Origin of the sequence: Vibrio jasicida CAIM 1864 = LMG 25398 (assembly GCF_000400365.1) — a bacterium.
Lineage (GTDB): Bacteria > Pseudomonadota > Gammaproteobacteria > Enterobacterales > Vibrionaceae > Vibrio > Vibrio jasicida.
The window spans coordinates 20,521-42,844 of the sequence record NZ_BAOG01000038.1 but is presented as its reverse complement, the minus strand read 5'-3'; the positions used below and the strand labels follow the sequence as shown (position 1 = coordinate 42,844).

Sequence of the window (22,324 nt, the reverse complement as noted above, 5' to 3'; positions counted from 1 at the left end):
AACCTAATTTGAAACCGCTCTTTATTAAGAGAAATTTCTAATTGGATTATCATCAACGAGTGCCCACACAGATTGATAGGTCTATATTTTTAAAGAGCTTGCTTCGTAAGCTTTGCTATCGAAGCGGAGGCGTATTCTAAGGAATTAATTCTTAGTGTCAAACACTTTTTCAAATTAATTTTTAGAAGCTTTTCTTTCGCCTCATTGCCAGCCACTTTTGCGTTTCCGCTTTGCCCTGACAACGGAGGCGCATTATAGGGAGATGATTTTTCTTGGCAACCCTTTTTTTAGAAAAAAACTTAAAAAAAAGCGTCGAGTGATGAAATCTCACTCAAACGCTTATTTTTAGCACTTAGTTGTTAACTTAACGTAGCAAATAGGCAATCAATATGTATCTATCCAAGACTCTTCAAAGCTTGTGATATCAAGATCCAGAGACTTCGCCGCTTCGATTTGCTCAATAGCCTCTAATTCTTTATTTACACTGCTCATCGTCAATGTGTTGTTATCTAGCTCAAACACCTGACTTTGAGTCGTATAGTAGAACTTAAGTATCGTCAGTGCTTTTACATCGTGCTCAGTAGAAGCGGCTTTAATACTTTTCAGTTTGCGAAAGATCTTGTTGTGCAGCTGTTTGAGTTTCCAGACATACAACACTTCTTCCATATAAGGGCGTGTTTTGAATTGGTTCAGCAAAGACAGTGAAGTGACTAAGGCGAGCACAACACCAATTAAGTTCCAATGAAAGTTCCCCGTCGACTGTTCAGGTACTACATCTGTATTACCGAACAAGACAATTAATAAAGTACTAAAAGCAAGAGAAGAGATAGCAAGCAAGGCAACAAAGCAACCAATCACTAAGTTGACCTTCTTTCTATAAACTTGTTTGTTTATTTTTTTGATTTCCATATACCGCTCCTAACAGGTTGCCTCTATTCTAACCAGCACACTCCGCACGACAATCGAAGCTTTGTAAGTAAGTTCACATTTGCTATTAAACTCGCATCCCTTCCCTGCTTGGGTATATACTTCCGCGCATTCACTCTTCCTATATAGAGGCTAAATTCATGCGCTCTTTTGTTTTACGAGCTCGCGCGGCACCAACCACCAGCAAAGCACTGTTAGAAGGTGTTGGTAATGAAGCGCATACAGAGATTCTTGCTCATACCATGATGAACACTATGTTCGTTGCTCAATCGCACCGTGAAGATGTGGTTGTGCACTTGGTTTTAGAAAGCACAAAAGATTTCTCACGCACCATTACTATTCGCTCCAACGACATCACCAACATTGGAGGCTTTCATGAGTCAACCTTGATTGCAGCAGTGGCTCGCGCTTTGGATGCTTCGGTTGGTATGGGCAAAGAGCAACTTCGTGAAGTCGAACCTGGTATCACCGTTCGTACCGTCAGTTTTGAACGCCTAGTGCAAGAACTGGCAGAAGATCACCAACTATATATGTTGGATAAAAAAGGCGAATTTGTTCGTGATGCAGAAATCGGTGGAAACCCATGTTTCTTGCTAACTGACCATATTCCGATGCCGAAGAAGTCTTTTAACAGCTTGAAACGCCTTGGCACAGAGAAGATCAGCTTAGGTCCTAAGATGCTTTTCGCTTCTCAGTGTGTGGTATTGATCCACAATGAACTGGACATCCGCGAATTTTAATTCTCACGAGTTAATCACTCCATATAAGAAAGAGGACTCGATTGAGTCCTCTTTTTGTTTCTATAGGAATGCTGGGGTTATTTACCACCAATGCTCAAACGAGCAAAACGCACGTCTGGAGCAAAGAAGGTGCGACTATCGCTAATAAGCTGAGTATCACCTACCGCCTCAACTTCTTGCAACATCTTGTAGAAGTTTCCCGCTACCGTGATCCCTCGAACCGGTTGAATGCGCTCTCCATCACGGCACAAGAAGCCACTCGCACCAAACGAGAAATCACCACTCACTGCATCCGCACCAGAATGGACACCTTGAAGTTCGACTAACTCTAGGTACTCACCCGCTTTTACTTCTGACGCACTGCTGCCGCCGGTCGAAATCACTTTATGATTCGCTGAAACGTCTAGACTCGATTTTGCACCGCGAGCGGCACTTGCTGTCGAGACTGCGCCCAAATAACTCGCAGTCTGGCTGTTGTGTAGCAAGGTTTTCAATTCACCATTGGCAATCATTACATTGTCTTGAGTAGCAAAACCTTCACTATCAAAGCCCGAAATTGCCATACCATTTGGCATGTAAGCCGTATCAGTAAAGGTAATCAAGTCACTCGCAACACGCTGACCAAGCTTGTCACCCAGTGGCGTAATGCCTTTCATCGCGCTTACGCCGGAGAAAGCACTGCCAAAAGCACCGAACAAACTTGCTAGCGCATTGATATGGAAGATTGCTGGGTAGTTACCCGTAGCCACTGGTGCGCCTTCAAGAAGATCACGAGCAAGGTTGTAGCCACCTTCTATACAGTAAGCTGGATTCAACTCATCAAAACGGCGACCAAGTGACATTCTACCCGCCATCGACTGTTTACCGTCTTTTTCAAACAAGGTATACGCGTAACAAGTAAACGAGCGTTCGAAGTGTTGGCACAACGAGCCTTGTGTATTGGCAATGATTAATTGCGTTTCGCCATCACTATAACCATTGTAAGGTGCGCTAGAAGCGTGAGGTAGCGCTATTACGCCTTGCTCAAGTGCGAGAGACATTTCAATCTTTTCATCAACCGAAGTTGTGTCTTCTTGAGCAATCTCAGCGAAATCAGTCGTGATTTCGCTGTTCACGCAGCTAATAGTCTGATGTTCATCTTGCTTGGAAAAACGAGCGCTTTGTAGTGCATTAGTCAGCATCAAATCTAAGCTTGATTGCTCTAAAGACTCAGAGTAACTCGTTGCAACGCGCGCATCTTTCACAACACGAACACCCAGAACTTGGCTTGAGCTTACTTTGTACTCATCCAGCTTTCCTTGGTTCGCTTTCAAAGAAAAGCTACTGTTGCGGTTTACAATGACGTCCGCTTCTGCACCTTGGCGTTTTGCTTCTGATAGGACGTAATCAACCGCATTAAGAAGTTGTTGTTCTTGGCTCATTAGTTACCGCCTCCTACCAGAATGTTATCGACTTTCAGCGTTGGCTGACCGACTGTTGTTGGCACTGAACCACTCACGGAACCACACATGCCCGGCGCAAGCGCCATGTCTTTGCCGACCATGCTGATTTCTTTCAACACTTTTGGACCCGTGCTGATCAGCGTTGCTGTTTTCAGAGGCTTGGTGATTTTGCCATTTTCAATGAGGTAAGCTTCACGAACGGCAAAGTTGAACTCCCCCGTACCCGGTTGAACCGAGCCGCCGCCCATCTTCTTCGCATAGATACCGCGTTCGATGCCAGCCAGCATGTCATCAAGTGAATGCTCGCCTTCTTCGATAAAGGTGTTACGCATACGCGAGGTTGGTGCGAACTTGTAGTTTTGACGACGACCAGACCCCGTAGGTTCGTAACCCGTCTTCATGCCACCCATTTTATCGACCATAAAGCTGGTTAGCTTACCGTCTTTGATCAATTGAGTGCGCTGAGTCTTCATGCCTTCGTCATCAACATGAATCGAGCCCCATTCGTTGGTCATGGTGCCATCATCGACTGCATTCACCGCGGTGTGAGCAACCATTTCGTCCATCTTGTCGTGGAATACGGACGCTTTCTTCGCAACTGAAGTGGTTTCTAGCAAGTGGCCACACGCCTCATGGAAGATTACGCCACCAAAGCCGTTACCAATTACCACTGGCATTTCACCCGATGGACAAGCATCTGCGCCAAGTTTTACCAACGCTTGTTGCGCGATAGTTTGACCTAGCTCTTTCGCATCAAGCTGTTCACTGAACTCCCAGCCAGCAAGAGCGCCAGGGCCTTCCATACCAGAAGACTGCTCATTACCTTTTTGCGCAACAGTATTACCAGCAACTCGGATGTAGTGACGAGTATCGTCAACGTGTAGACCTTCTGAGTTGAAGATAGACACTTGTTGTTCGCGCTGAAGCACGCTGCCGATGAACTGGCTGATATGTTCACTCTCTGCGCGTGCTGCTTGGTCAACTTGCAATAGGAAAGCAATTTTGGAATCTAGGTTAGCGTCTTTGCCAAGTGGCATACGACAACCATGTTGAATTGGGTAGCGGTTCAGATTGAGAGAACCTGCTGACGCGATTTGCTCACGCTTATCTTTTGCAGCAAGCAGTGAGGTTACGCGTTTAAGTTCGGCTTCATCGGTGCTGTTGGTGTAACCGTAAAGCACTTTATGACCGAAGAAGAGACGAATACCGATACCAAAATCGATACCCGAGTTTACCTTATCCACCTCACCAGATGCGATCTGGACAGTGTTGGTTTGATGGTGTTCAACGAATAGCTCAGCGAAATCAGCCCCTAAAAAGAGGGCATGATCGATCACCGCTTTCGCTGTTACAGAATTAAGCATGAAATCTCCTTGCTCGTTGATCGTCCTAGCCTTCCCCACCTTTGAGTTAGACTCTGTTTATAACAGTCATAACCTAAATTGGATGACTCAAAAGCATATTGGCAACGCGCTAAATATTAACACTTTTTTAACCTTGTTTTATGCTAATCCTTGCTAAATCAAAGAACGATTCGTTACGTATTATGTCGACATCTCACTATTAGATAGTGTCTTGAACTGCCAGTTTCAATGCAGCACGTTATTTATACCCAAGTGACTTCAAGGTGCAGGATTCAGAGCGTTGTCATTGATTCGAGTGCAAGGAAAACAACGAAGCGGAATAGCACGCTCTTTCCGAGTTGTTTGACGTAGCAATCGGGTCAATGACACGCTCCCAGAGGGCCCTCTTTGCAAATAGTAAGGGCCTTGGCTTGTATACTTTGTTGCCGATTCTTGATTTAGACCCACTAAGCCTTCAAATCGCCGCCGCGTCTACAAACCAAGTCATTCTCGCTGAACCAAGCATCTCGAGGTTACTTGGGTATACACTAAATTCTGTTCTCTCATTACCGCTATCAAGTCTCATATTTAAACGATTACTATCCCTGTACAGGAAAAAACACGTGCACCGTAACTGAGTGAACTGCTATTATCTTGACGAAATAGTCGGGGGGCCCATGCAGTGAATGCGTCGGCTGAGATCGAAATTCGAGACCCGTTGAACCTGATTCAGTTAGCACTGACGTAGGGAACTATCATCACTTTGCCACTAGCCTGCCTCAAGTCTGTATCGACGCAGCTAGCCTCAACGGATCCATACACCGATCTTCAATGGCCAAGTCAGTTCCTTTACGTCTGTAATAGGAGCGACCATGGCGCAGCAGTCAAGCCAAGAAAAACCATCAACACAGCCACAAGCAGCAACTTCAACAGACACACCGATTGTGTTGACGATTGCAGGTTCTGATAGTGGCGGCGGCGCAGGCATTCAAGCCGACATCAAAGCGATGTCAGCAACCGGCAGTTTTGCTTGCTCGGTAATCACGGCGATTACTTCGCAAAATACCCAAGGCGTTTCTGCGATTTTCCCAATTCCTCTCGACCACGTAGAGAGCCAACTCGATGCGGTATTTACCGACCTCAACATCGTTGCAGTCAAAGTGGGCATGTTGGCCGATTCCAACATCATTAAGGTCGTTGCCAACAAAATTAAACAATACCAGCCAAAACACCTCGTGATTGACCCTGTAATGGTGGCCACCAGCGGCGATCTATTACTGGAACAGTCGGCAATCAGCACTTTAAAAGAAGAATTGATTCCGCTCGCAGACATCATTACTCCTAACCTACCAGAAGGCGCCGCATTGACGGGTAAGCCAGTGCCTCAGTCGGAATCTGAAATGAGTGATATGATTGCTGATTTACGCGCACTCGGTGCAAAAGCGGTGCTGTTAAAAGGCGGCCACTTAGAAAAAGACGAAAACAGCAACGATCTGCTGATCATGCAAGACAGTGCCGAGTTAATCAGCGCTAAACGCTTTCCAACCAAAAACACCCATGGCACAGGCTGCACGCTGTCTTCTGCTATCGCGTCTTATCTTGGACAAGGCAACAACCTGCACAAAGCGGTGCACCTTGGTAAGCAGTACATCAGCCAAGCTATCGCGCACGCTGACGAATTGGATGTCGGTAAAGGTCACGGCCCTGTGAACCACTTTTTTGCAGGTCACACGCATGTGCGCTAATGCACTCGGCATTCAGCTTAACGAGGCAAGTCTGCAATACAAAGACAGCCAAACACCAACGTTAGCAGGGTTGAGTATGACCATCCCTGCCAATCAATGGACTGTGTTACTTGGTCGCAGTGGTTGCGGAAAAACGACAATCCTTCGTTATCTAGCCGGGTTGTTAGACGACAAAGTCGAATGGCATGGTGAATTAACTACGACGGATGGCATCGCCCTACACGAACGTATTGCCTACATGGCACAACAAGACTTGTTGCTACCATGGCTAAATGTGTTAGACAACGTCTGCCTCAGCTCTCGATTTTCTCAACACCAAGCACTAGAGCAAAATAAACAACGTGCACTGACTTTACTAAGCCAAGTGGGACTCGCCGATTACGCGGATACTAAGCCAACTCAGCTCTCTGGCGGCATGAGACAGCGTGTTGCCCTTGCTCGCACTCTGATGCAAGACAAGCCTCTAGTTCTGATGGATGAGCCTTTCTCTGCACTGGACGCGGTTACTCGTCATAAGTTGCAAACCTTGTCTGCCGAATTACTGAAAGATAAGACGGTTGTTCTGATTACCCACGACCCACAAGAAGCGGTGCGATTAGCTCACCAACTCTATGTACTGCAAGGCACACCTGCGCAAGCTCAGCACTTGGTCGTTCCGGATTCCAAGCCACCACGAGTTCTCGATGGAGAGTGCGCGGCGCTACAGCAAGCGATTTTGGATCAACTGGAGAAAGACTATGAGTGATATGACCCAGTACAACTCCGTCTCGGCACGTATTAGTAAAAAAGAGCGCGTGACCCATCCGGCTCTGCGCTTAATGATCAGCACGGCGGTGATCTTGGGATTGTGGCAGTTGGTCGTGGTGATATTCGATATGCCAAGCTTCATCTTACCTTCACCAATTGAAGTGCTGGATAGATTGGTCACTCGTTACGATGTCCTGCTCAAGCATACTTGGGTTACCGCGCAAGAGATTTTACTTGGCTTGGCGCTTGGTTTATCAATGGGTTTGCTGTTCGCATTGCAAATGCTGATGTTCGAGCCGCTGAAGCGTTGGTTACTGCCAATTCTGATTGCTAGCCAAGCGATCCCTGTGTTCGCCATAGCGCCAGTGCTCATGCTTTGGCTGGGTTACGGCATTGCATCGAAAGTAGTCATGGCGGCGATCATCATCTTTTTCCCCGTCACGACATGTTGCTACGACGGCTTGCGCAATACACCAGCAGGTTACCTCGACCTTGCCAAGACCATGGGTGCGTCTAAATGGCAGTTACTTCGTCATATTCAATTGCCAGCCGCCCTACCAACTTTAGCTTCAGGTATTCGTGTTGCCGTCGTTATTGCGCCAATTGGAGCAGTGGTAGGTGAGTGGGTAGGTTCAAGTGAAGGCTTGGGTTATCTGATGCTCCAAGCCAACGCTCGCATGATCATTGATGAGATGTTTGCGGCGCTGTTTATCCTCGCTGTGCTGTCTATCGCACTCTACTTCATCACCGATAAATTATTGAAAAAAGCCATCCCTTGGGAAAGCAAGTAATTGCCGAAAATAACCAAAGGAAACTGGGAAAGAAAAGGAAGAACCCCGTGAATAAAAACAAACTTATGAGCGCTGCTGCTCTACTCGCTTCAGTGGTATCAACCAACGTGCTTGCCGCTGAAAAAGAGATGACACTGATGTTGGATTGGTTCGTCAATCCAAACCATGGTCCTATCGTGATTGCCAAAGAGCGTGGTTACTTCAAAGAGCAAGGTTTGAAGGTCAACATTCAAGAGCCAGCAGATCCAAGCACACCACCTAAGTTGGTCGCGGCGGGTAAAGTCGACATGGCGATTTCTTACCAACCAAGCCTAACTATCGATGTCGCGGCTGGTTTGCCACTAATCCGCTCTGCGACTTTGATTGCTACGCCACTCAACACGTTGATGGTGTTGGACAACGGTAAGAATGAAAACCTTGGCGACTTGAAAGGCAAGAAGATCGGTATTGCGATCGCAGGCAACGAAGAAGCGACAATCGGCACCATGCTAGCACAAGAGAACGTGAAGTTTTCTGACGTACAAATCATCAACGTAGGTTGGGCGCTGTCTTCATCTCTTGCGTCTGGCAAGGTGGATGCGATTTGGGGCGGTCTACGTAACTTCGAAACCAACCAACTGGCACTAGAAGGTTATAAAGCTAAGGCCTTCTTCCCTGAAGAACACGGCGTGCCAGCGTATGACGAGTTGGTCTTCGTAGCCAATGCAAAAACCTACGACAAAGAAGCCATCAAGGCATTCAACAAAGCACTAGAGCAAGCGACCACTTACATCGTTAACCATCCAAAAGAGTCGTGGAAAGAGTTTGTGGCTTATTCACCAGACACCCTCAACAACGAGCTTAACCAACGCGCTTGGAATGACACGCTAACTCGTTTCGCTCTTCGTCCATCTGCAGTAGATCTGAAACGCTACGATGACTATGCCGAATTCATGTATTCACAAAAAATCATCGAAACACTACCAAAAGCGAAAGATTACGTACCGAGCTTTGACTAATTCTACTGACCTTAGGATCTAAGCCTAAGGTCTTTTGATAACGAGATACCCATAATGAAATACCAAGATTTGATCGACGCTTGCCGCCAAGATTGGCAAGAATACACTGAGCATGCTTTCGTGCAGCAATTGGCGCAAGGCACTCTGGCTCAGCCTTGTTTTCTGCATTACCTAAAGCAGGATTTTCTTTTCCTAAAGCAGTACACACGAGCTTACGCATTAGCGATCTACAAAGCACGTACTTTGGATGACATGCGCCGTGCCCTACCAAGCGTACATGCATTGCTCGATTCTGAAATCGCCCACCACGTGACTTACTGTGAGCAATGGGGACTAACAGAATCCGACTTAGAAAACGAGCCAGAAGATTTCGGTACGGTAGCTTATACCCGTTACGTGTTGGATGCTGGTATGACGGGTGATCTTGTTGATTTATACGCGGCACTGGCGCCATGCTCTATCGGTTATGCAGTTATCGGTAAGATGCTGATTGAAGATGAGAACACGGTAATCGAAGGCAACCCATACGCAAGTTGGATCAACCTCTACGGTGGTGAAGAGTTCCAATCTGGTGTCGCAAAAGGTACAGAACACTTTAACCAGCTGCTAGCAGAAATCGACATCAACAGCCAACGCGGTCAAAACCTGATTCAGGTATTCAAAACTGCAACGCGTATGGAAGTAGCATTCTGGCAACAAGGTCTGAATGCTCAGCAAGATTAATCGGAGAGTCTCATGTTAATTGAACAAATCACCCAAGCATTAACCGCAGTACGCCAGCAAAAGCCATTAGTCGTCAACATCACTAACTACGTGGTGATGAACAACACGGCAAACGCGCTATTGGCTATCGGCGCTTCTCCAATCATGGCGCACTCCAAGCAGGAAATGGCAGAGATGATGTCGTTCGCGGGTTCACTGGTTATCAACATTGGTACCCTAGACAGCGTTTGGACACCGCGTATGAGCTATGCCGTAGAGCAAGCCAATGCCAATGGTAAAATCGTTATACTCGACCCAGTCGGTTGCGGAGCAAGCTCACTACGTACAGAGACATCACGTGAAATCGCACGCCTTGCAGACAAGTTGATCATTCGTGGTAACGCCTCAGAAATCATCGCTCTCGCTGGCGAGCAAGCACAAAGCAAAGGCGTCGATGCGTTAGACAGCAGCGACGCAGCACTTGGCGCAGCGAACTTTTTAGTCGCAGAGTATGGCGCGAGCGTGGTGATTTCTGGCGAGACTGATTACATCGTCACGAAGGAACAAACCGTGCAACTGAACAATGGTCACGAGATGATGCCATACGTAACCGGAGTGGGTTGTACGCTAACGGCTCTTACAGGCGCTTTTGCTGCTGTTGGTGATAACACCGGACTTGCTGCAGCGGCGGTACTAGGCGTTGTTGGCGAGATTGCAGCGGAACAAGCTCACGGCCCAGGTAGCCTGCAAATGAATCTGTTGGATGAGCTTTACCAGTTGGACGAAGAAACGCTGGCAAAACGCCTAAAACTGCAAGTGAGCTAAGCTTTTCTCTAACAAATACCAGCCTCTCATTCCATCTAGATGAGAGGCCCAAAGGAAACAAAATGAACGCCTATCGTTTATATTTGGTCACCGATGACCAACAAGATTTAGCCACACTAAAGCGTGTTGTGAGAAAAGCCGTGGAAGGTGGCGTGACCATGGTACAAGTCCGCGAAAAACACGGCGATGTGCGTGCGTTTATCGAACGTGCTCAAGCCGTGAAAGACATCCTTAAAGATACCGATGTGCCTTTGATCATCAATGACCGCGTTGACGTCGCACTAGCTGTCGATGCTGACGGGGTTCACCTCGGGCAATCAGACATGCCCGCAACTATCGCTCGTGAGTTGATTGGACCAAACAAAATCCTCGGCTTATCCATCGAAAATGAAGAGCAGCTTGCAGAAGCGGACTCTCTTCCGATTGATTACATCGGTTTGAGCGCAATCTTCGCGACGCCGACCAAAACCAACACCAAAAAACATTGGGGTATTGATGGTTTGAAGATGGCGTTAGAGACGACTTCACTGCCGATTGTTGCCATTGGCGGCATTAACGAAAATAACATTCCGCTGCTCAGCGCCACTGGTGTTCACGGCTTGGCTTTGGTTTCAGCGATTTGCCACGCAGAAGATCCAAAAGCCGCATCGGAATATCTGTTAGGGTTGATGAGCTAACCTTGCTCACTCCAGAATAAAGCGCTTATGGATGAGCACTTTGATCTCGTATTTCGCTACGCTAAAAGACCGAGTGAAAACCAAAGCAGAAGTGGACTCTTCTCCTGCACCGAGATATTCATCACACTAATCATTCTGACAGAATCTCACACTTTCCCTATTCTGCACCTGAACGTCAAAACCTTGCTCCCTAAAGGAAATACTTTCCTTCACCTCCAGAGTCATACTGCGCCAAACAACAAAATAAAAGGCAATAACGATGAAAACCTCTGGAAAAAACCTCTTAGTCTTTGCGCTGCCTCCCCTATTCATTAGCGGTTGTGGATCAGATTCAGAACAACTCACTATACCAACATTGGAAACCAAAACGCTCAATCTTCTCACGGTCGATGGGCTAACCTTTAAGGATCATAATAAGAATGGCGAATTAGACGCTTATGAGGATTGGCGACTGAGCCCAAAACAACGCGCAGAGAATCTTACTCAACAAATGAACAACGCCGAAAAGGCAGGCTTGATGATGCACGGAACATTCGTACTCAGCAGCGATAGCTCAAGACTCGTTTTTAAAGGCGATGGCATAACCAACACCACATTAATTCAAGAACGTTTCCTCAATACCTTTATAACTCGCCAAGAAGGCGATGCCACTCTGATGGCAGAAGATAATAATCATGCTCAAGAATTAGCGGAGCACACTCGCTTAGGAATTCCCGTTTCTATTTCAACCGACCCACGCAACCACTTTAATGCCGCATTAGGAACTTCAGTCTCTTCTGGCGATTTTTCACAATGGTCGGAAACACTCGGCTTAGCCGCGATTGGCGATGCTGAGTTCACTAAAACCTTCGCCGATGTCATTCGTCAAGAGTACCTAGCCGTCGGCATCAACCAAGCACTCCATCCAACCGCTGACCTCGCTACTGAACCAAGGTGGGGGCGAGTGAGCAGTACATTCGGTGAAAACGCTGAGTTATCACGAGAAATGACCAAAGCCTATGTCCAAGGTTTACAACACAACAATACCGAGCTGACGAAAGATGGAGTCTGGGCAGTCGTAAAACATTTTGCAGGTGGTGGTCCACAAGAAAATGGCGCGGATGCACACTACTTCGCTGGCCGCTATCAGGTTTATCCGGGCAACAACTTTGACTACCACCGCATTCCATTTAAAGGTGCTTTTGAGGCTGGCGTTGCGGGCGTGATGCCTTATTACGGAATTCCTTATGAGCAACTACCGGAAAGTGAAGGTAATGTTGGCTTTGGTTACAGCAAATACATCATGACAGATATTCTTCGAGGCGAAGAAAACTTCGATGGCGTGTTGCTATCAGATTGGTTAGTCGCTAACGATTGTGTCGATACATGTCGAACCGGGATCATCACACATGAAGATGCAGAGAAGAATCCGTTCACTTACTTAGGTATGCCTTGGGGTAAAGAAGACGAAGATTCAACAGAGCGTTTCGCTGCTTCTGTCGATGCGGGTATTGACCAATTTGGGGGTATCGATGACCCTGCTTTATTGCTTACGAATATTGAGAGCGGGCGTCTTACCCAAGAGCGCATCGACTTATCGGTAAATCGAATCCTGACGAATAAGTTCAAACAAGGTTTGTTTGAAGACCCATTTGTTGATATCGCCAAGGTCAATGATGTGGTCGGTAAAACAGAGTTCCAAGAGCTGGGTATTGAATCTCAAGGACGCTCCGTTACCTTGTTGAAAAACGACAACAACGCATTGCCTTTATCAGTAGAGGAGTTAGGTAAAGTGTATGTCTACGCCAACTATGGCGGTACAGAGCAACCAAGTATTGTCGACAACGCACAACAATATGGCTTAAACGTCGCAGAAAACATGGCAGATGCTGACACCATCATTATTCGTACGCAAACCCCCGCCACTCTCGCCACGGCATGGTTCCCATTTGGGGTCGCTATGCCGTCTGGCGAGCTTGGTTTTGTAGCACAGGAAGACTTCCAATTACGTCCTTACGAAACGCAACCTGACCGTGAACCGGGAGAATCTGCACAACTTTGTTATGAGGGTTTGACCGACAACCTAGGAGCTTGTATTTACAATAGTGGCAATGTCTATAGTGTCATTAATCAGGCTATCAACTCAGGTAAGCGAGTAATTTTTGATGTATTCATGATTCGTCCAGCAGCCCTAGATAATATCAACGATCAGTTGCCAATCATTCTGGCGAACTTCGGTACATCGGACGCTGTCTTTTTTGATGTCATTACCGGTAAAGTGAAACCAGAAGGTAAGTTACCTTTCGGCCTTCCAAAGTCGACCGATGAGGTGGTTGCCAAAGGTAAAGAAGATGTTCCTTCTTATGAAGAAGATCCGTCAATCACGCTATACCCATTTGGATATGGTCTTAGCTACTAACTTTCGTTGCTACACTAACGTCATGAATAGGTAGCAACGCAATAAACACAGCATGGCTTGCGATCAAATTACGCGCCAAGCCATGCTGCATTGAACTGTATGAAATATATCCACCATCATGTTTACACTCGGCTCTACACTTATCTCGCGCAACACAAACATATTGAAGGGATAAGTGATGAATTATCCAAATTAAATCATCGCTTGGATAAGGTTCAGCACGTCTCAGAGAAGCACTTTCAAGAGCTGTGTTATATTGTCGCGAAATATGAAATTCCTCTTCCCGCTCATGATATTTCAATCTCTGAACTATTGAGCACTTATCCCGAATTTGCCTACGTCCTCAATGCACCAAACGCAATAGAAGTCATCCATCGCCACGTCCAATTTAAACCCGTCATGGGCTCCCGTGATCGGTTGTATTATCGGATAGCACCGCAAGGTGATGTTGTTGTCCATTACGTACAGGATGATGGCGTCGTCGATATTTATGGCCCTATTCTTAATCTATGCTTTGTTGCTAAAGCATTAACGGCATTGGCGATTCCCGCCGAGTCCATGCAAATTCAATCCAACAAGTTCATCCCTAATATCAAAGACTTTGAACAAACGAGTGGTATCTCTATCTACACCGGCCCACAAAACTTACTCATATTGAAAGCTCCCTTTGCTCAGCGCCAACTCAACACCAACAACCCCTTGTTAGATCAGCACCTCAAACGTCAACTACAACACTCTCTTTCTCAATTGGAGCTGTTGAATGATTTAAGCACCACAGAACTCGTGATGCTGACATTGGAGCGCCTGTATCATCATGATTCTCTGGTCCGTGCATCGAACAAGCTACTCAATCTAATGGGTTACTCTCGTTGGACGCTTGCCCGCAAACTCAAACAAGAAGGGCAAACTTTTGATGAATTGCTAAACCAATTCAAACAAAAGAAGTGTTACGAGGTCTTGTCCTACACCTCCATTCCTCTTGTTACTTTGTCTGAGCGGTTAGGCTTTCAATCTCAATCCTCACTCAATCGTTTCACGATGCGCAACTTCGGCCTCTCCCCAATGGAGATCAGAAGTAAAATAAACAAGACCGAATTGACAGAGCGTTGATAAGTTTTTCACATCGATTGTCGTAAGATAGCCGCCTATTTTCGACTGCTGTATGACTTTTCATGAAAACTAAAAAATACGGTTTGATGATGCTCGCCTTGTTCATTCTTGGCATCATCCCACTTTCGCTGTTTGCCTCGTATCACGATCTTACTTCTCACGTTTCTGATGGCACTGGTATTCTCTTTACTCTGCTAACCGATTCTGCGGGCAGTAAAGGCTTTTTGATCACTCTCACGCTGTTGGTGTTGTCGCTTTACCGCTACAAACCTAGCCAGTCTGATTGGATGCAAAAACTCTCCATGCTGGGATTGTTACTGGTGATTGGTTTTGCCAGCAAAACAGGCTTAAAGCTGATGACAGAAAGCCCGCGTCCCTACACCGAACTGCTTGCCGCAGAGCAATTGATTGAGCATCCAGAAGCGTTTTATCAGTTGGAGACTGAACAACAAGCGAGTGTGATTGGTGAAATCTCCGAAAAAGTCAGCGAATGGCGAACTCGTCACTGGCAAGGTGAAAAAGACTATTCCTTCCCATCGGGGCATACGATTTTCGTTTCTATCTGTTTAGCCTTCTTTGGTGGGTTATTTTTGCAGAACAAATGCTATTTCTCTGCTGCTACCTTATGGGTGTGGGCAATGGGCGTGGCGTACAGCCGTTTGTGGCTCGGCATGCACAGAATTGAGGATCTGATTGGTTCAGTGGTATTTGTCGCCATCGTGTTTACTTTGCTGCCGGCATTTCAAGTCACCAAGAAAATGCCTTTTGTGACTCTCGCTAAGTCATAACGAGACATACTCTACTCAAGCATATTCAGCTCGAGAAATACAAAAACGCCCGACCATAAGACACTATGCGTCGGGCGTTTTGTTATCTAAGCGACATCCAAATCAGAGGCTAATGAGCAGTACTCTTGTGCTTGCACAGCACCACTTGGAACTTGATTCGCGATCAACGCAGACAAAACCGTAAACTGCCATTGGTGTTGGCAATCTGAGTTACTGCAATGAACCTGATATAACAAGTTCATTTCAAAAGCGCCTTGTTTATACGCCATAAACTGTGTTCGACACACTTTGCAGCTCACATAAGTTATCGCTACTTTCATACGCATTCCCTTCGATAAAAGTAATCCATTTACTGAAAACACTCTCCCCTACTTCGGCTTTGGATCTGGAAAGTCATTTTCATATTTTGTTCATATAGCCATGTTATTTGAGAACGCGTGAAGCATTCGTGAAGAAAATAAATAACGCACATTTAATGGGTGTGATATCCCTGTGAGGATGAACGAATTATTTCCGCATACTATTTCTATTTTTCGACAAGGATAACTTTATGGATATTAGGGCAATAATCAAACCAGTTCATAAAAAAGCCCCCAGTATTTACGCCAAAATACGTTGGAGTTTTACTAGGATGGCATTCATTATTGCCCTGTTTTTCTGGACGATTATTTACATCGCCGAAAGTAAGTTTGAATCTCTGAGCTTAAACCATTGGTTGGAAAAAGAAGCAGAGCTGTATTTACACAACTACCAACAGTTTCAGCACCTCGCACCTCCACCAAACTCTTTGGTATTTGATTTCTACTGGTCGTTAACACATGTACCTGAATGGCTCGCGATTCACACTCAATTGGGGTTTTATGGCCAAGAAGTGCGCTCCGATGAAAAGAGCTTCGGTGTGTTCCATCACCCTTCAGGAAAAGGGCTGATGTACATTGTATTCAAAGGCGATTCTGATGAGTTTCGGGATGAGTACGAGAGCGCTTTGCATCACTTTACGCTTTATTCCGTTGCCATCCTTTGTTTAGTGATGTTTCTGTATGGCATTCACATTGTTCGTATTCTCTCCCGCCCACTCAACGTGATCGTCAACAAAATAGACCGCATGCCGCCCCAGTACGAAGATTTTGAAGTGGAAACCCGCTTTAGTGAAACGCGTTATATTGAGCAAGCCCTTGTTGATGGCAAGAAGCATATTGCGCATAACTTTCAACGCGAACAAGAGTTCAACCGCTTCGCTTCTCATGAGCTCCGAACGCCAATCATGGTCATAAAAGGATCAGCCGATATCTTGAATCGCGTATCGGATCTGCCGCGCGTTGCCCTAAAGTCAATTCAGCGTACGCAGCGAGCTTGTGAAGACATGAGAGTATTGACCGAAGTGTTCCTGTTACTAGGAAAGGAAGAGATAAACTCACGTCATTTTGAGCAGGTCGATTTGGCAAAGTGTATAGAAAAGCAACTCGAAGAAGTTGGAACACTGTTTATTAAAGAAGGCGCTCAGCACCACTTTCAGCAGCAAGGCAATATTTACTTGTTTGCGCCAAAGAGCTTCATATCAATCGTCATCAACAACCTAGTTAAAAATGCATTCAGCTATAGCTCTGGTGATGTCTTCATTGATCTGAATGACCACCGCTTACAAGTCAGAAATCAATTTGAAGCCAATAATGAAAATAGTTCGGGGTACGGATATGGATTGATCATTATTGAGCGAATTTGTGAACGGATGAATTGGCAATTTACTCACCGTACTGAAGACAAACAATTTATTGCCCAAGTCATCTTCACTTAATGGTTTTATTTTAATTACCCAAGCTGCAACTCAATTTACTAGCGGAAATTAGATGGCTTATTGTTTGATTCTGTCTTGATAAGACTCTGTTGAAAATTGAGGCGCAAATACAAAGAAGCCAGCTTATCGCTGGCTTCTTGTTTTAAACATCGAATAATGGATTTGCTAATTAGCGTTCACATTAACCATTCTTCGGCGGTGTGAATGCCGTTAGTTCTAGCACTGGACCTTCGTACTTCTCGATACGAACCAATGCAGAGTTAGCCGCACAACCGTTCGCAAGGCGAGAGGTTGGAATATCGAGCGTTAGAACGTTACAGCCACCGTTTTTACAGATGCCTGTTTTAGGGTCTAGATCTGGCCAACCACCTTCGTGAATACAAACAGAACCTTGCTTGATGCCATCGGTAACCAATGCACCAACCAGAACTTGACCACGGCCATTGAAGGCACGAACAAGATCGCCGGTCTTAATGCCACGCGCTTTTGCGTCTTCTGGGTGGATAGAAATCGGCTCACGGTCAGCAATCGCGTACTCTTCACGAATCTTCGCGTAGTTGAACTGGCTGTGCAGACGGTGTGCTGCGTGTGCTGTCATCAGCTGAAGTTCACCATTAGTTGCGTTACCCGTGTACTCTGTTGGCTCTAACCATGTTGGGTGTGGAGGGCAATCCTCTAACTGGTAACCTTCGATAGTGCGAGAGAAGATCTCAAACTTACCACTTGGTGTGCCTAGTGGGTTCATGATTGGGTTTTCACGGAATTCAGCGTAACGAACGAACTGTGCGTTTTTCTCGTTCCACTTCATCTCAATCAACTGGTTATCTTCCCAGAACTTGCTGAAGTTTGGCATTGCGATGCGTTGGCCACGACCGCCTTGTTGCGCCGCTTTGTAGAAGCCGTACAACCATTCCATTTCAGTCTTGCCTTCGGTGTAAACATCACGACCACCCGGAGCTAGAAGCTCTGACATATCCGCAAACACATCAAAGTCGTTACGCGCCTCGCCCTGAGGCTCAACCACTTGCTTCATTGGCACTAGGTGTTGGTTACTGTAGTCACCTGTCATGGTCATATCGTTACGCTCGAACGATGTGGTGATCGGTAGAACAATATCCGCGTGCTTCGCTGCCGCTGTCCAGTATGGTTCAGAGATAACGATAAGCTCTGGTTTTTGCCACGCTTTGATCAGACGGTTAGTGTCTTGGTGGTGAGTAAAGTTCGCACCGCCTGCCCACCAAATCATCTTGATCTCAGGGAACGTTAAGTCATGGCCATTGTGGTGGTAGCTCATGCCCGGATTTTCTAGTGCTTCAACAATACGTGCCACAGGGAACGCGTTAACAGAACCAGAAACAGCCCAGTCGTTACCTGCAGAAGAACCGCCGCCTAGAGACGCAGAAATAGCAGGAAGTACACCCGCATCACGTGAAGGGTTACCGCCGTTTGAGTAGTGGTAAGAGAAACCAAAACCACCACCCGGTAGACCAACTTGGCCCAGCATGGTAGCGAGCGTTACCAGCATCCAGTGACGTTGCTCACCGTATTGCTGACGCTGCATACCCCAGCCCGCCATAAGCATTGTGCGGTTTTTGCTGAAGATGTCTGCAAGCAGCTCAAGTTGCTTAACCGGCACGCCACAAATCTTAGATGCCCATTCTGCAGATTTCTCAACGCCGTCTTCTTTACCCATTAGGTAAGCTTCGAATACGTCGTAACCTGTGGTGTATTTTGCTAGGAATTCTTTGTCGTGCTTTCCTTGTTTCACAAGCGTATGCGCGATACCCATCATCATCGCCACGTCCGTCATAGGGTGCGGAGCAATCCATTGTGCGTTGTCACCGAAGAACTCGATGGTTTCTGAACGCATTGGGTCGATAGCGATAACCGTCTTACCTGACTTCTTAAGCTGATGGAAGAACTCAAGGCCCGCACAGTCTGTTGAGCTCCAAGCGATTTTCAGTGTGTTGATTGGGTTAAGACCCCAAAGCACCACAACGTCACTGTGCTCAAGAACCACAGGGTAAGTCGTTTGCTGTTCGTAAACTTCAATAGAACCTACCACGTGCGGCATGATCACCTGTGCAGCACCTGTAGAGTAGTCACCAAGGTGACCTGAGTAACCGCCCGCCATACTCATGTAACGTTGTAGAAGCGTTTGTGCTTTGTGCAACACACCACTTGAACGCCAGCCGTAAGAACCAGCAAACACAGATTCAGCACCGTGCTCTTTACGAATGCGCGTGTGTTGTTCGTGAATCAGTTTGTAAACTTCATCCCAAGACACGCGAACGAATTCATCGCTACCACGCACGCCTTCTGGCGCTGATGGGTTTGCCAAGTAGCCTTTACGTACCATTGGGTACTTAACACGAGCTTTAGTATGAACTTGGTCAGGGCCCGTAGTTTGAAGACTGTTTGGTACCGTTTGTGGCAATGCGTTTGTGGTTGAAACCAACTTGCCATCTTTTACTTCACACAGCATTGGGCCCATGCGACCCGCTGTAAGTACACCTGAACCACGCTTATCAGACGCTAGTGCGCTCATTGGCGTCAATGAAGTGAAAGCCAGAGCACCAGCAGTTAGACCAGTGCCTTTTAGAAATCCGCGACGAGTTAAATTAGTCATAATCTTATCCTTCTATTTCTCTATTAGTGACCAACCACATCTTTCGCGTGGTGCTGGAAGAACTTAGTCAAAATTTCTAGGTTTTCTGCTGAAATATCAGTGCGATCACCCATACTCTTCGCTACAGGACCCCATGCGTTCACAGTAAAGTGATTTGAAGGAATTTTCGCGTGACAAGTTGCACAGTAAACATTGTCCAACTCTTCTGCGTATGACCAAACCGGCTCTAGCGTATCAACCACTGGAGAATCGATCGTTGCCGTTAGAGAAACAGGACGCCACTCGTTGCCGTATACGTCTGCTTTGAACTCGCCAGCTTCAACTGCTTGTTGGCCTTGTTCAGATAGTGTTGCAACAATCGCGCGTTGACCTTCACCCATGTAAAGCACTTGCTCTGCGCCTTTCATTTGGAATGCATTGATCTTAACGGTGCGGTTGTCACCTTCCGCTTTCACAACGTTCAGTTTGGTTGTTGGGTTCACTGTACCAAAATCACCCATGCTGATAGATGTCACTGGGTAAACCACTTTCGCATCGGCTGCTGTTTTGGTTGTGAAGCTCATCAGTGTTTCAAACGCTTTGCTATCCAGTTCCGCTTCTGGAGCGAAGTGCGCTACACCTTTGTGACAGTCGATACACGTTTGGTCATTCGCTTTGCCGTATGCGTGCATCTTCGCCGCATCACGTGATTGCTCGAACTCTTCCATTGCATCGAAGTCGTGACAAGAACGACAGGTTGCCGAATCGTTTTCACGGAACTGCTCCCAAACCATCTCAGCAAGTTCAGTACGGTGTGCTTCGTACTTCTCTGGCGTGTCAATCTTACCTGTTACAAACTCATGGTAGATGTCTTTTGAAGCGCGGATCTTAGTGACCAAGTAATCCATTGGCTCTTTCGGAATGTGGCAGTCCGAACATTCTGCGCGAATACCTTTGGCGTTACTGAAGTGCACTGAGCCTTGATACTCTTTGTAAGGGATTTCCATAGAGTGACAAGAGAGACAGAACTCAGTGTCAGATGTGTAATGCATCACTGCTGCGGTGCCACCTAAAGTTAGCCAGCCCACACCAATACCCACTGCCACCATTGCGGCGATATAACGTTTTTTAATTGACATAATTAGAAATAAATACTCACAAATTCACATGCTTTGTCGCATATTTACCTCTTTAGTAGTATCTGGTAATTGATCTGAGTCATACGTACACCCTAGGTGGTGACTTATTTTTCGTTATTGAGAGACTCCTTGACATATTCCATTTTTCTGAAAAATCTTTCTTGACCGAACCTATTCGCCATAACGATAGATGTTGTTTATCAAAGCACTTTTGATATGTTTGTGTGAGATATGAAAACTCGATCACATGGAGGCGATTCAAACGTGTTATCTCTACCCATTTCTACCCCAAGAACTGAGCTTAAACCGCTAACAAAAAGTGATTGGGATCTGTATCGCCGCTTGAGTAGCGAACCACAAATCATCGCGCTTTGTTTTGACCCACCGACCGAAGACGAAATGCGCCAAAAGTTCGAATCGCGGTTACCTGTATGGACACCGCAAAGCGAGCATTGGTTATGTTTGGTGATTTATGAAAAACAAAGTGCACGACCAATCGGCATCACAGGCTTTGTATTGCAAGATGGCATTGCTGAAGTCGGGTATTTATTGCTGCCAGAGTTTTATGGCCAACAGTTTGGTACGGAATCTCTTACCGGTGTGATTGAGTGGGCGTTTGAGCAGCACAAAATTTCTCAGTTTTCCGCCACGGTCACTGAGGGCAATATTGGCTCTGAGCGAGTGCTGAAAAAATGTGGTTTCAAACTCACCGAGACCATCCCCGAAGCCTATGAAATAGGCGGGAAAAAGTACGCAGATAAGCTCTATTCATTACAAAAATAATATTCACGACAAACAATAAGGACGTGTTTTGCAGAAAGTAGTCATTATCACAGGCGCAAGCCGAGGCATCGGAGCCGCAACCGCCAAATTACTCGCCAAACAAGGCTATGCCGTATGCGTTAACTATCGCGCACAAGCCGAGGCTGCCGCGCAAGTTGTTCGTGAGATTGAGGAGGTTGGCGGTAAAGCTATCGCCATAAAAGCGGATGTTTCCGATGAGCAGCAGGTACTCTCATTGTTTGAACAAACCGAACAAGCACTCGGAAAAGTCACTCACCTCGTCAACAATGTGGGCATCTTATTCACCCAGTCTCGTCTTGCGGACATGAGCCTTGAGCGATTCCAAGCTGTCATGAACGCTAATGTTACGAGCTGTTTTCTTTGTTGCCGAGAAGCAGCAAAACGATTTGAATCTGGCAATGCGATTGTTAATGTTTCTTCTGCCGCATCCCGCTCTGGAGCGCCATTTGAATACGTTGATTACGCTGCCTCAAAAGGTGCAATGGACTCGCTCACCAAGGGGTTATCGTTAGAGTTGGCGGAGCAAAACATCCGCGTAAACGGGATTCGTCCCGGCTGCATTTATACCGACATCCATGCCGATGGCGGCGAGCCGAATCGAGTCGACAGGCTCAGTGAAAAAATCCCTCTCAAGCGAGGTGGCACGGTAGATGAAGTGGCCAATGCCATCGCGTGGCTACTCAGTGATGAAGCGTCTTATGTCACAGGTTCGTTTATCGATCTAGCTGGCGGAAATTAAGGAACA

General features: G+C 46.4%; 20 protein-coding genes and 1 riboswitch. Of the genes, 14 read left to right on the top strand and 6 right to left on the bottom strand.

The window, feature by feature from the left end; all coding sequences use genetic code 11:
• Nucleotides 1-384: 384 nt before the first annotated feature.
• Nucleotides 385-909: a DUF3087 domain-containing protein gene (locus VJL_RS10950; RefSeq protein ID WP_038868217.1), complete on the bottom strand. Its 525-nt coding sequence runs from the start codon at nt 907-909 to the stop codon at nt 385-387.
• 158 nt (nt 910-1,067) lie between these two features.
• On the opposite strand from VJL_RS10950, the gene trmY reads away from it, so the two are divergent.
• Nucleotides 1,068-1,667 (top strand): tRNA (pseudouridine(54)-N(1))-methyltransferase TrmY, encoded by a 600-nt coding sequence (trmY, locus tag VJL_RS10945; RefSeq protein ID WP_005374282.1) that lies wholly within the window; start codon nt 1,068-1,070, stop codon nt 1,665-1,667.
• A gap of 77 nt (nt 1,668-1,744) precedes the next feature.
• On the opposite strand, the gene VJL_RS10940 is transcribed toward trmY, so the two are convergent.
• Together VJL_RS10940 and VJL_RS10935 are read right to left on the bottom strand one after the other, a co-directional pair.
• A complete protein-coding gene (locus VJL_RS10940) occupies nt 1,745-3,088 on the bottom strand; it encodes a TldD/PmbA family protein (protein ID WP_038877876.1) in 1,344 nt (447 codons plus the stop codon).
• On the bottom strand, nt 3,088-4,473 hold the full coding sequence (locus VJL_RS10935) for a TldD/PmbA family protein (protein ID WP_038877874.1): 1,386 nt from the start codon (nt 4,471-4,473) through the stop codon (nt 3,088-3,090). Before VJL_RS10935 ends, VJL_RS10940 begins: the two co-directional genes overlap by 1 nt.
• A 636-nt stretch (nt 4,474-5,109) precedes the next feature.
• Nucleotides 5,110-5,220, top strand: a riboswitch (TPP riboswitch).
• A 104-nt stretch (nt 5,221-5,324) separates the two neighbouring features.
• Here VJL_RS10935 and thiD point away from each other — a divergent pair.
• The 10 genes from thiD (at nt 5,325) to VJL_RS10885 (ending at nt 15,233) form a co-directional block, all read left to right on the top strand.
• The gene (gene thiD, locus VJL_RS10930) at nt 5,325-6,197 is read left to right on the top strand and encodes a bifunctional hydroxymethylpyrimidine kinase/phosphomethylpyrimidine kinase (protein WP_038877869.1); all 873 of its coding nucleotides are present in this window, start codon (nt 5,325-5,327) and stop codon (nt 6,195-6,197) included.
• Nucleotides 6,187-6,942, top strand: a complete 756-nt coding sequence (locus VJL_RS10925) for an ABC transporter ATP-binding protein (RefSeq protein WP_038877868.1) — start codon at nt 6,187-6,189, stop codon at nt 6,940-6,942. Before thiD ends, VJL_RS10925 begins: the two co-directional genes overlap by 11 nt.
• Entirely contained in the window at nt 6,935-7,735 is an 801-nt protein-coding gene (locus tag VJL_RS10920) for an ABC transporter permease (protein WP_038877867.1), read from the top strand. The genes VJL_RS10925 and VJL_RS10920 overlap by 8 nt, the downstream gene beginning before the upstream one ends.
• Before the next feature lie 47 nt (nt 7,736-7,782).
• Nucleotides 7,783-8,733: an ABC transporter substrate-binding protein gene (locus VJL_RS10915; RefSeq protein WP_020195161.1), complete on the top strand. Its 951-nt coding sequence runs from the start codon at nt 7,783-7,785 to the stop codon at nt 8,731-8,733.
• 54 nt (nt 8,734-8,787) lie between these two features.
• Entirely contained in the window at nt 8,788-9,456 is a 669-nt protein-coding gene (tenA, locus tag VJL_RS10910; RefSeq protein WP_038877866.1) for a thiaminase II, read from the top strand.
• Nucleotides 9,457-9,468: 12 nt separating this feature from the next.
• Nucleotides 9,469-10,260 carry a hydroxyethylthiazole kinase gene (gene thiM, locus VJL_RS10905; RefSeq protein WP_038877860.1) on the top strand — a complete coding sequence of 264 codons (792 nt, stop codon included), beginning with the start codon at nt 9,469-9,471 and terminating at the stop codon, nt 10,258-10,260.
• Between the two features lie 62 nt (nt 10,261-10,322).
• Entirely contained in the window at nt 10,323-10,937 is a 615-nt protein-coding gene (gene thiE, locus VJL_RS10900; RefSeq protein ID WP_038877859.1) for a thiamine phosphate synthase, read from the top strand.
• A gap of 259 nt (nt 10,938-11,196) precedes the next feature.
• Complete coding sequence (locus VJL_RS10895; protein ID WP_038877858.1) at nt 11,197-13,335, top strand: glycoside hydrolase family 3 protein; 2,139 nt, start codon at nt 11,197-11,199, stop codon at nt 13,333-13,335.
• A gap of 99 nt (nt 13,336-13,434) precedes the next feature.
• The gene (locus VJL_RS27535; RefSeq protein WP_050566686.1) at nt 13,435-14,445 is read left to right on the top strand and encodes a helix-turn-helix domain-containing protein; all 1,011 of its coding nucleotides are present in this window, start codon (nt 13,435-13,437) and stop codon (nt 14,443-14,445) included.
• 62 nt (nt 14,446-14,507) lie between these two features.
• Nucleotides 14,508-15,233 (top strand): phosphatase PAP2 family protein, encoded by a 726-nt coding sequence (locus VJL_RS10885; protein WP_038877857.1) that lies wholly within the window; start codon nt 14,508-14,510, stop codon nt 15,231-15,233.
• 86 nt (nt 15,234-15,319) lie between these two features.
• Here the strand turns inward: VJL_RS10885 and VJL_RS10880 are convergent, their stop codons facing one another.
• Nucleotides 15,320-15,553, bottom strand: a complete 234-nt coding sequence (locus VJL_RS10880; RefSeq protein ID WP_038877853.1) for a hypothetical protein — start codon at nt 15,551-15,553, stop codon at nt 15,320-15,322.
• Nucleotides 15,554-15,864: 311 nt separating this feature from the next.
• Between VJL_RS10880 and VJL_RS10875 the strand changes: the two genes are divergently transcribed.
• The gene (locus VJL_RS10875) at nt 15,865-17,028 is read left to right on the top strand and encodes a sensor histidine kinase (RefSeq protein ID WP_408696640.1); all 1,164 of its coding nucleotides are present in this window, start codon (nt 15,865-15,867) and stop codon (nt 17,026-17,028) included.
• 181 nt (nt 17,029-17,209) lie between these two features.
• Here the strand turns inward: VJL_RS10875 and VJL_RS10870 are convergent, their stop codons facing one another.
• Complete coding sequence (locus tag VJL_RS10870) at nt 17,210-19,657, bottom strand: molybdopterin guanine dinucleotide-containing S/N-oxide reductase (RefSeq protein WP_038877851.1); 2,448 nt, start codon at nt 19,655-19,657, stop codon at nt 17,210-17,212.
• Between the two features lie 23 nt (nt 19,658-19,680).
• A complete protein-coding gene (locus VJL_RS10865; RefSeq protein WP_009706835.1) occupies nt 19,681-20,775 on the bottom strand; it encodes a NapC/NirT family cytochrome c in 1,095 nt (364 codons plus the stop codon).
• A 231-nt stretch (nt 20,776-21,006) separates the two neighbouring features.
• Between VJL_RS10865 and VJL_RS10860 the strand changes: the two genes are divergently transcribed.
• Both VJL_RS10860 and VJL_RS10855 read left to right on the top strand, forming a co-directional pair.
• Nucleotides 21,007-21,558, top strand: a complete 552-nt coding sequence (locus VJL_RS10860) for a GNAT family N-acetyltransferase (RefSeq protein ID WP_038877845.1) — start codon at nt 21,007-21,009, stop codon at nt 21,556-21,558.
• 28 nt (nt 21,559-21,586) lie between these two features.
• Nucleotides 21,587-22,318, top strand: coding sequence for an SDR family oxidoreductase (locus tag VJL_RS10855; protein WP_038877844.1), 732 nt, complete (start codon nt 21,587-21,589; stop codon nt 22,316-22,318).
• Nucleotides 22,319-22,324 lie beyond the last annotated feature (6 nt).

Excerpts from the sequence above, each read along its gene's own strand:
- VJL_RS10950 (WP_038868217.1), bottom strand. The coding sequence starts at position 909 with ATGGAAATCAAAAAAATAAACAAACAAGTTTATAGAAAGAAGGTCAAC.
- trmY (WP_005374282.1), top strand. The coding sequence starts at position 1,068 with ATGCGCTCTTTTGTTTTACGAGCTCGCGCGGCACCAACCACCAGCAAA.
- VJL_RS10940 (WP_038877876.1), bottom strand. The coding sequence starts at position 3,088 with ATGAGCCAAGAACAACAACTTCTTAATGCGGTTGATTACGTCCTATCA.
- VJL_RS10935 (WP_038877874.1), bottom strand. The coding sequence starts at position 4,473 with ATGCTTAATTCTGTAACAGCGAAAGCGGTGATCGATCATGCCCTCTTT.
- thiD (WP_038877869.1), top strand. The coding sequence starts at position 5,325 with ATGGCGCAGCAGTCAAGCCAAGAAAAACCATCAACACAGCCACAAGCA.
- VJL_RS10925 (WP_038877868.1), top strand. The coding sequence starts at position 6,187 with ATGTGCGCTAATGCACTCGGCATTCAGCTTAACGAGGCAAGTCTGCAA.
- VJL_RS10920 (WP_038877867.1), top strand. The coding sequence starts at position 6,935 with ATGAGTGATATGACCCAGTACAACTCCGTCTCGGCACGTATTAGTAAA.
- tenA (WP_038877866.1), top strand. The coding sequence starts at position 8,788 with ATGAAATACCAAGATTTGATCGACGCTTGCCGCCAAGATTGGCAAGAA.
- thiM (WP_038877860.1), top strand. The coding sequence starts at position 9,469 with ATGTTAATTGAACAAATCACCCAAGCATTAACCGCAGTACGCCAGCAA.
- thiE (WP_038877859.1), top strand. The coding sequence starts at position 10,323 with ATGAACGCCTATCGTTTATATTTGGTCACCGATGACCAACAAGATTTA.
- VJL_RS10895 (WP_038877858.1), top strand. The coding sequence starts at position 11,197 with ATGAAAACCTCTGGAAAAAACCTCTTAGTCTTTGCGCTGCCTCCCCTA.
- VJL_RS27535 (WP_050566686.1), top strand. The coding sequence starts at position 13,435 with ATGAAATATATCCACCATCATGTTTACACTCGGCTCTACACTTATCTC.
- VJL_RS10885 (WP_038877857.1), top strand. The coding sequence starts at position 14,508 with ATGAAAACTAAAAAATACGGTTTGATGATGCTCGCCTTGTTCATTCTT.
- VJL_RS10880 (WP_038877853.1), bottom strand. The coding sequence starts at position 15,553 with ATGAAAGTAGCGATAACTTATGTGAGCTGCAAAGTGTGTCGAACACAG.
- VJL_RS10875 (WP_408696640.1), top strand. The coding sequence starts at position 15,865 with ATGGCATTCATTATTGCCCTGTTTTTCTGGACGATTATTTACATCGCC.
- VJL_RS10870 (WP_038877851.1), bottom strand. The coding sequence starts at position 19,657 with ATGACTAATTTAACTCGTCGCGGATTTCTAAAAGGCACTGGTCTAACT.
- VJL_RS10865 (WP_009706835.1), bottom strand. The coding sequence starts at position 20,775 with ATGTCAATTAAAAAACGTTATATCGCCGCAATGGTGGCAGTGGGTATT.
- VJL_RS10860 (WP_038877845.1), top strand. The coding sequence starts at position 21,007 with ATGAAAACTCGATCACATGGAGGCGATTCAAACGTGTTATCTCTACCC.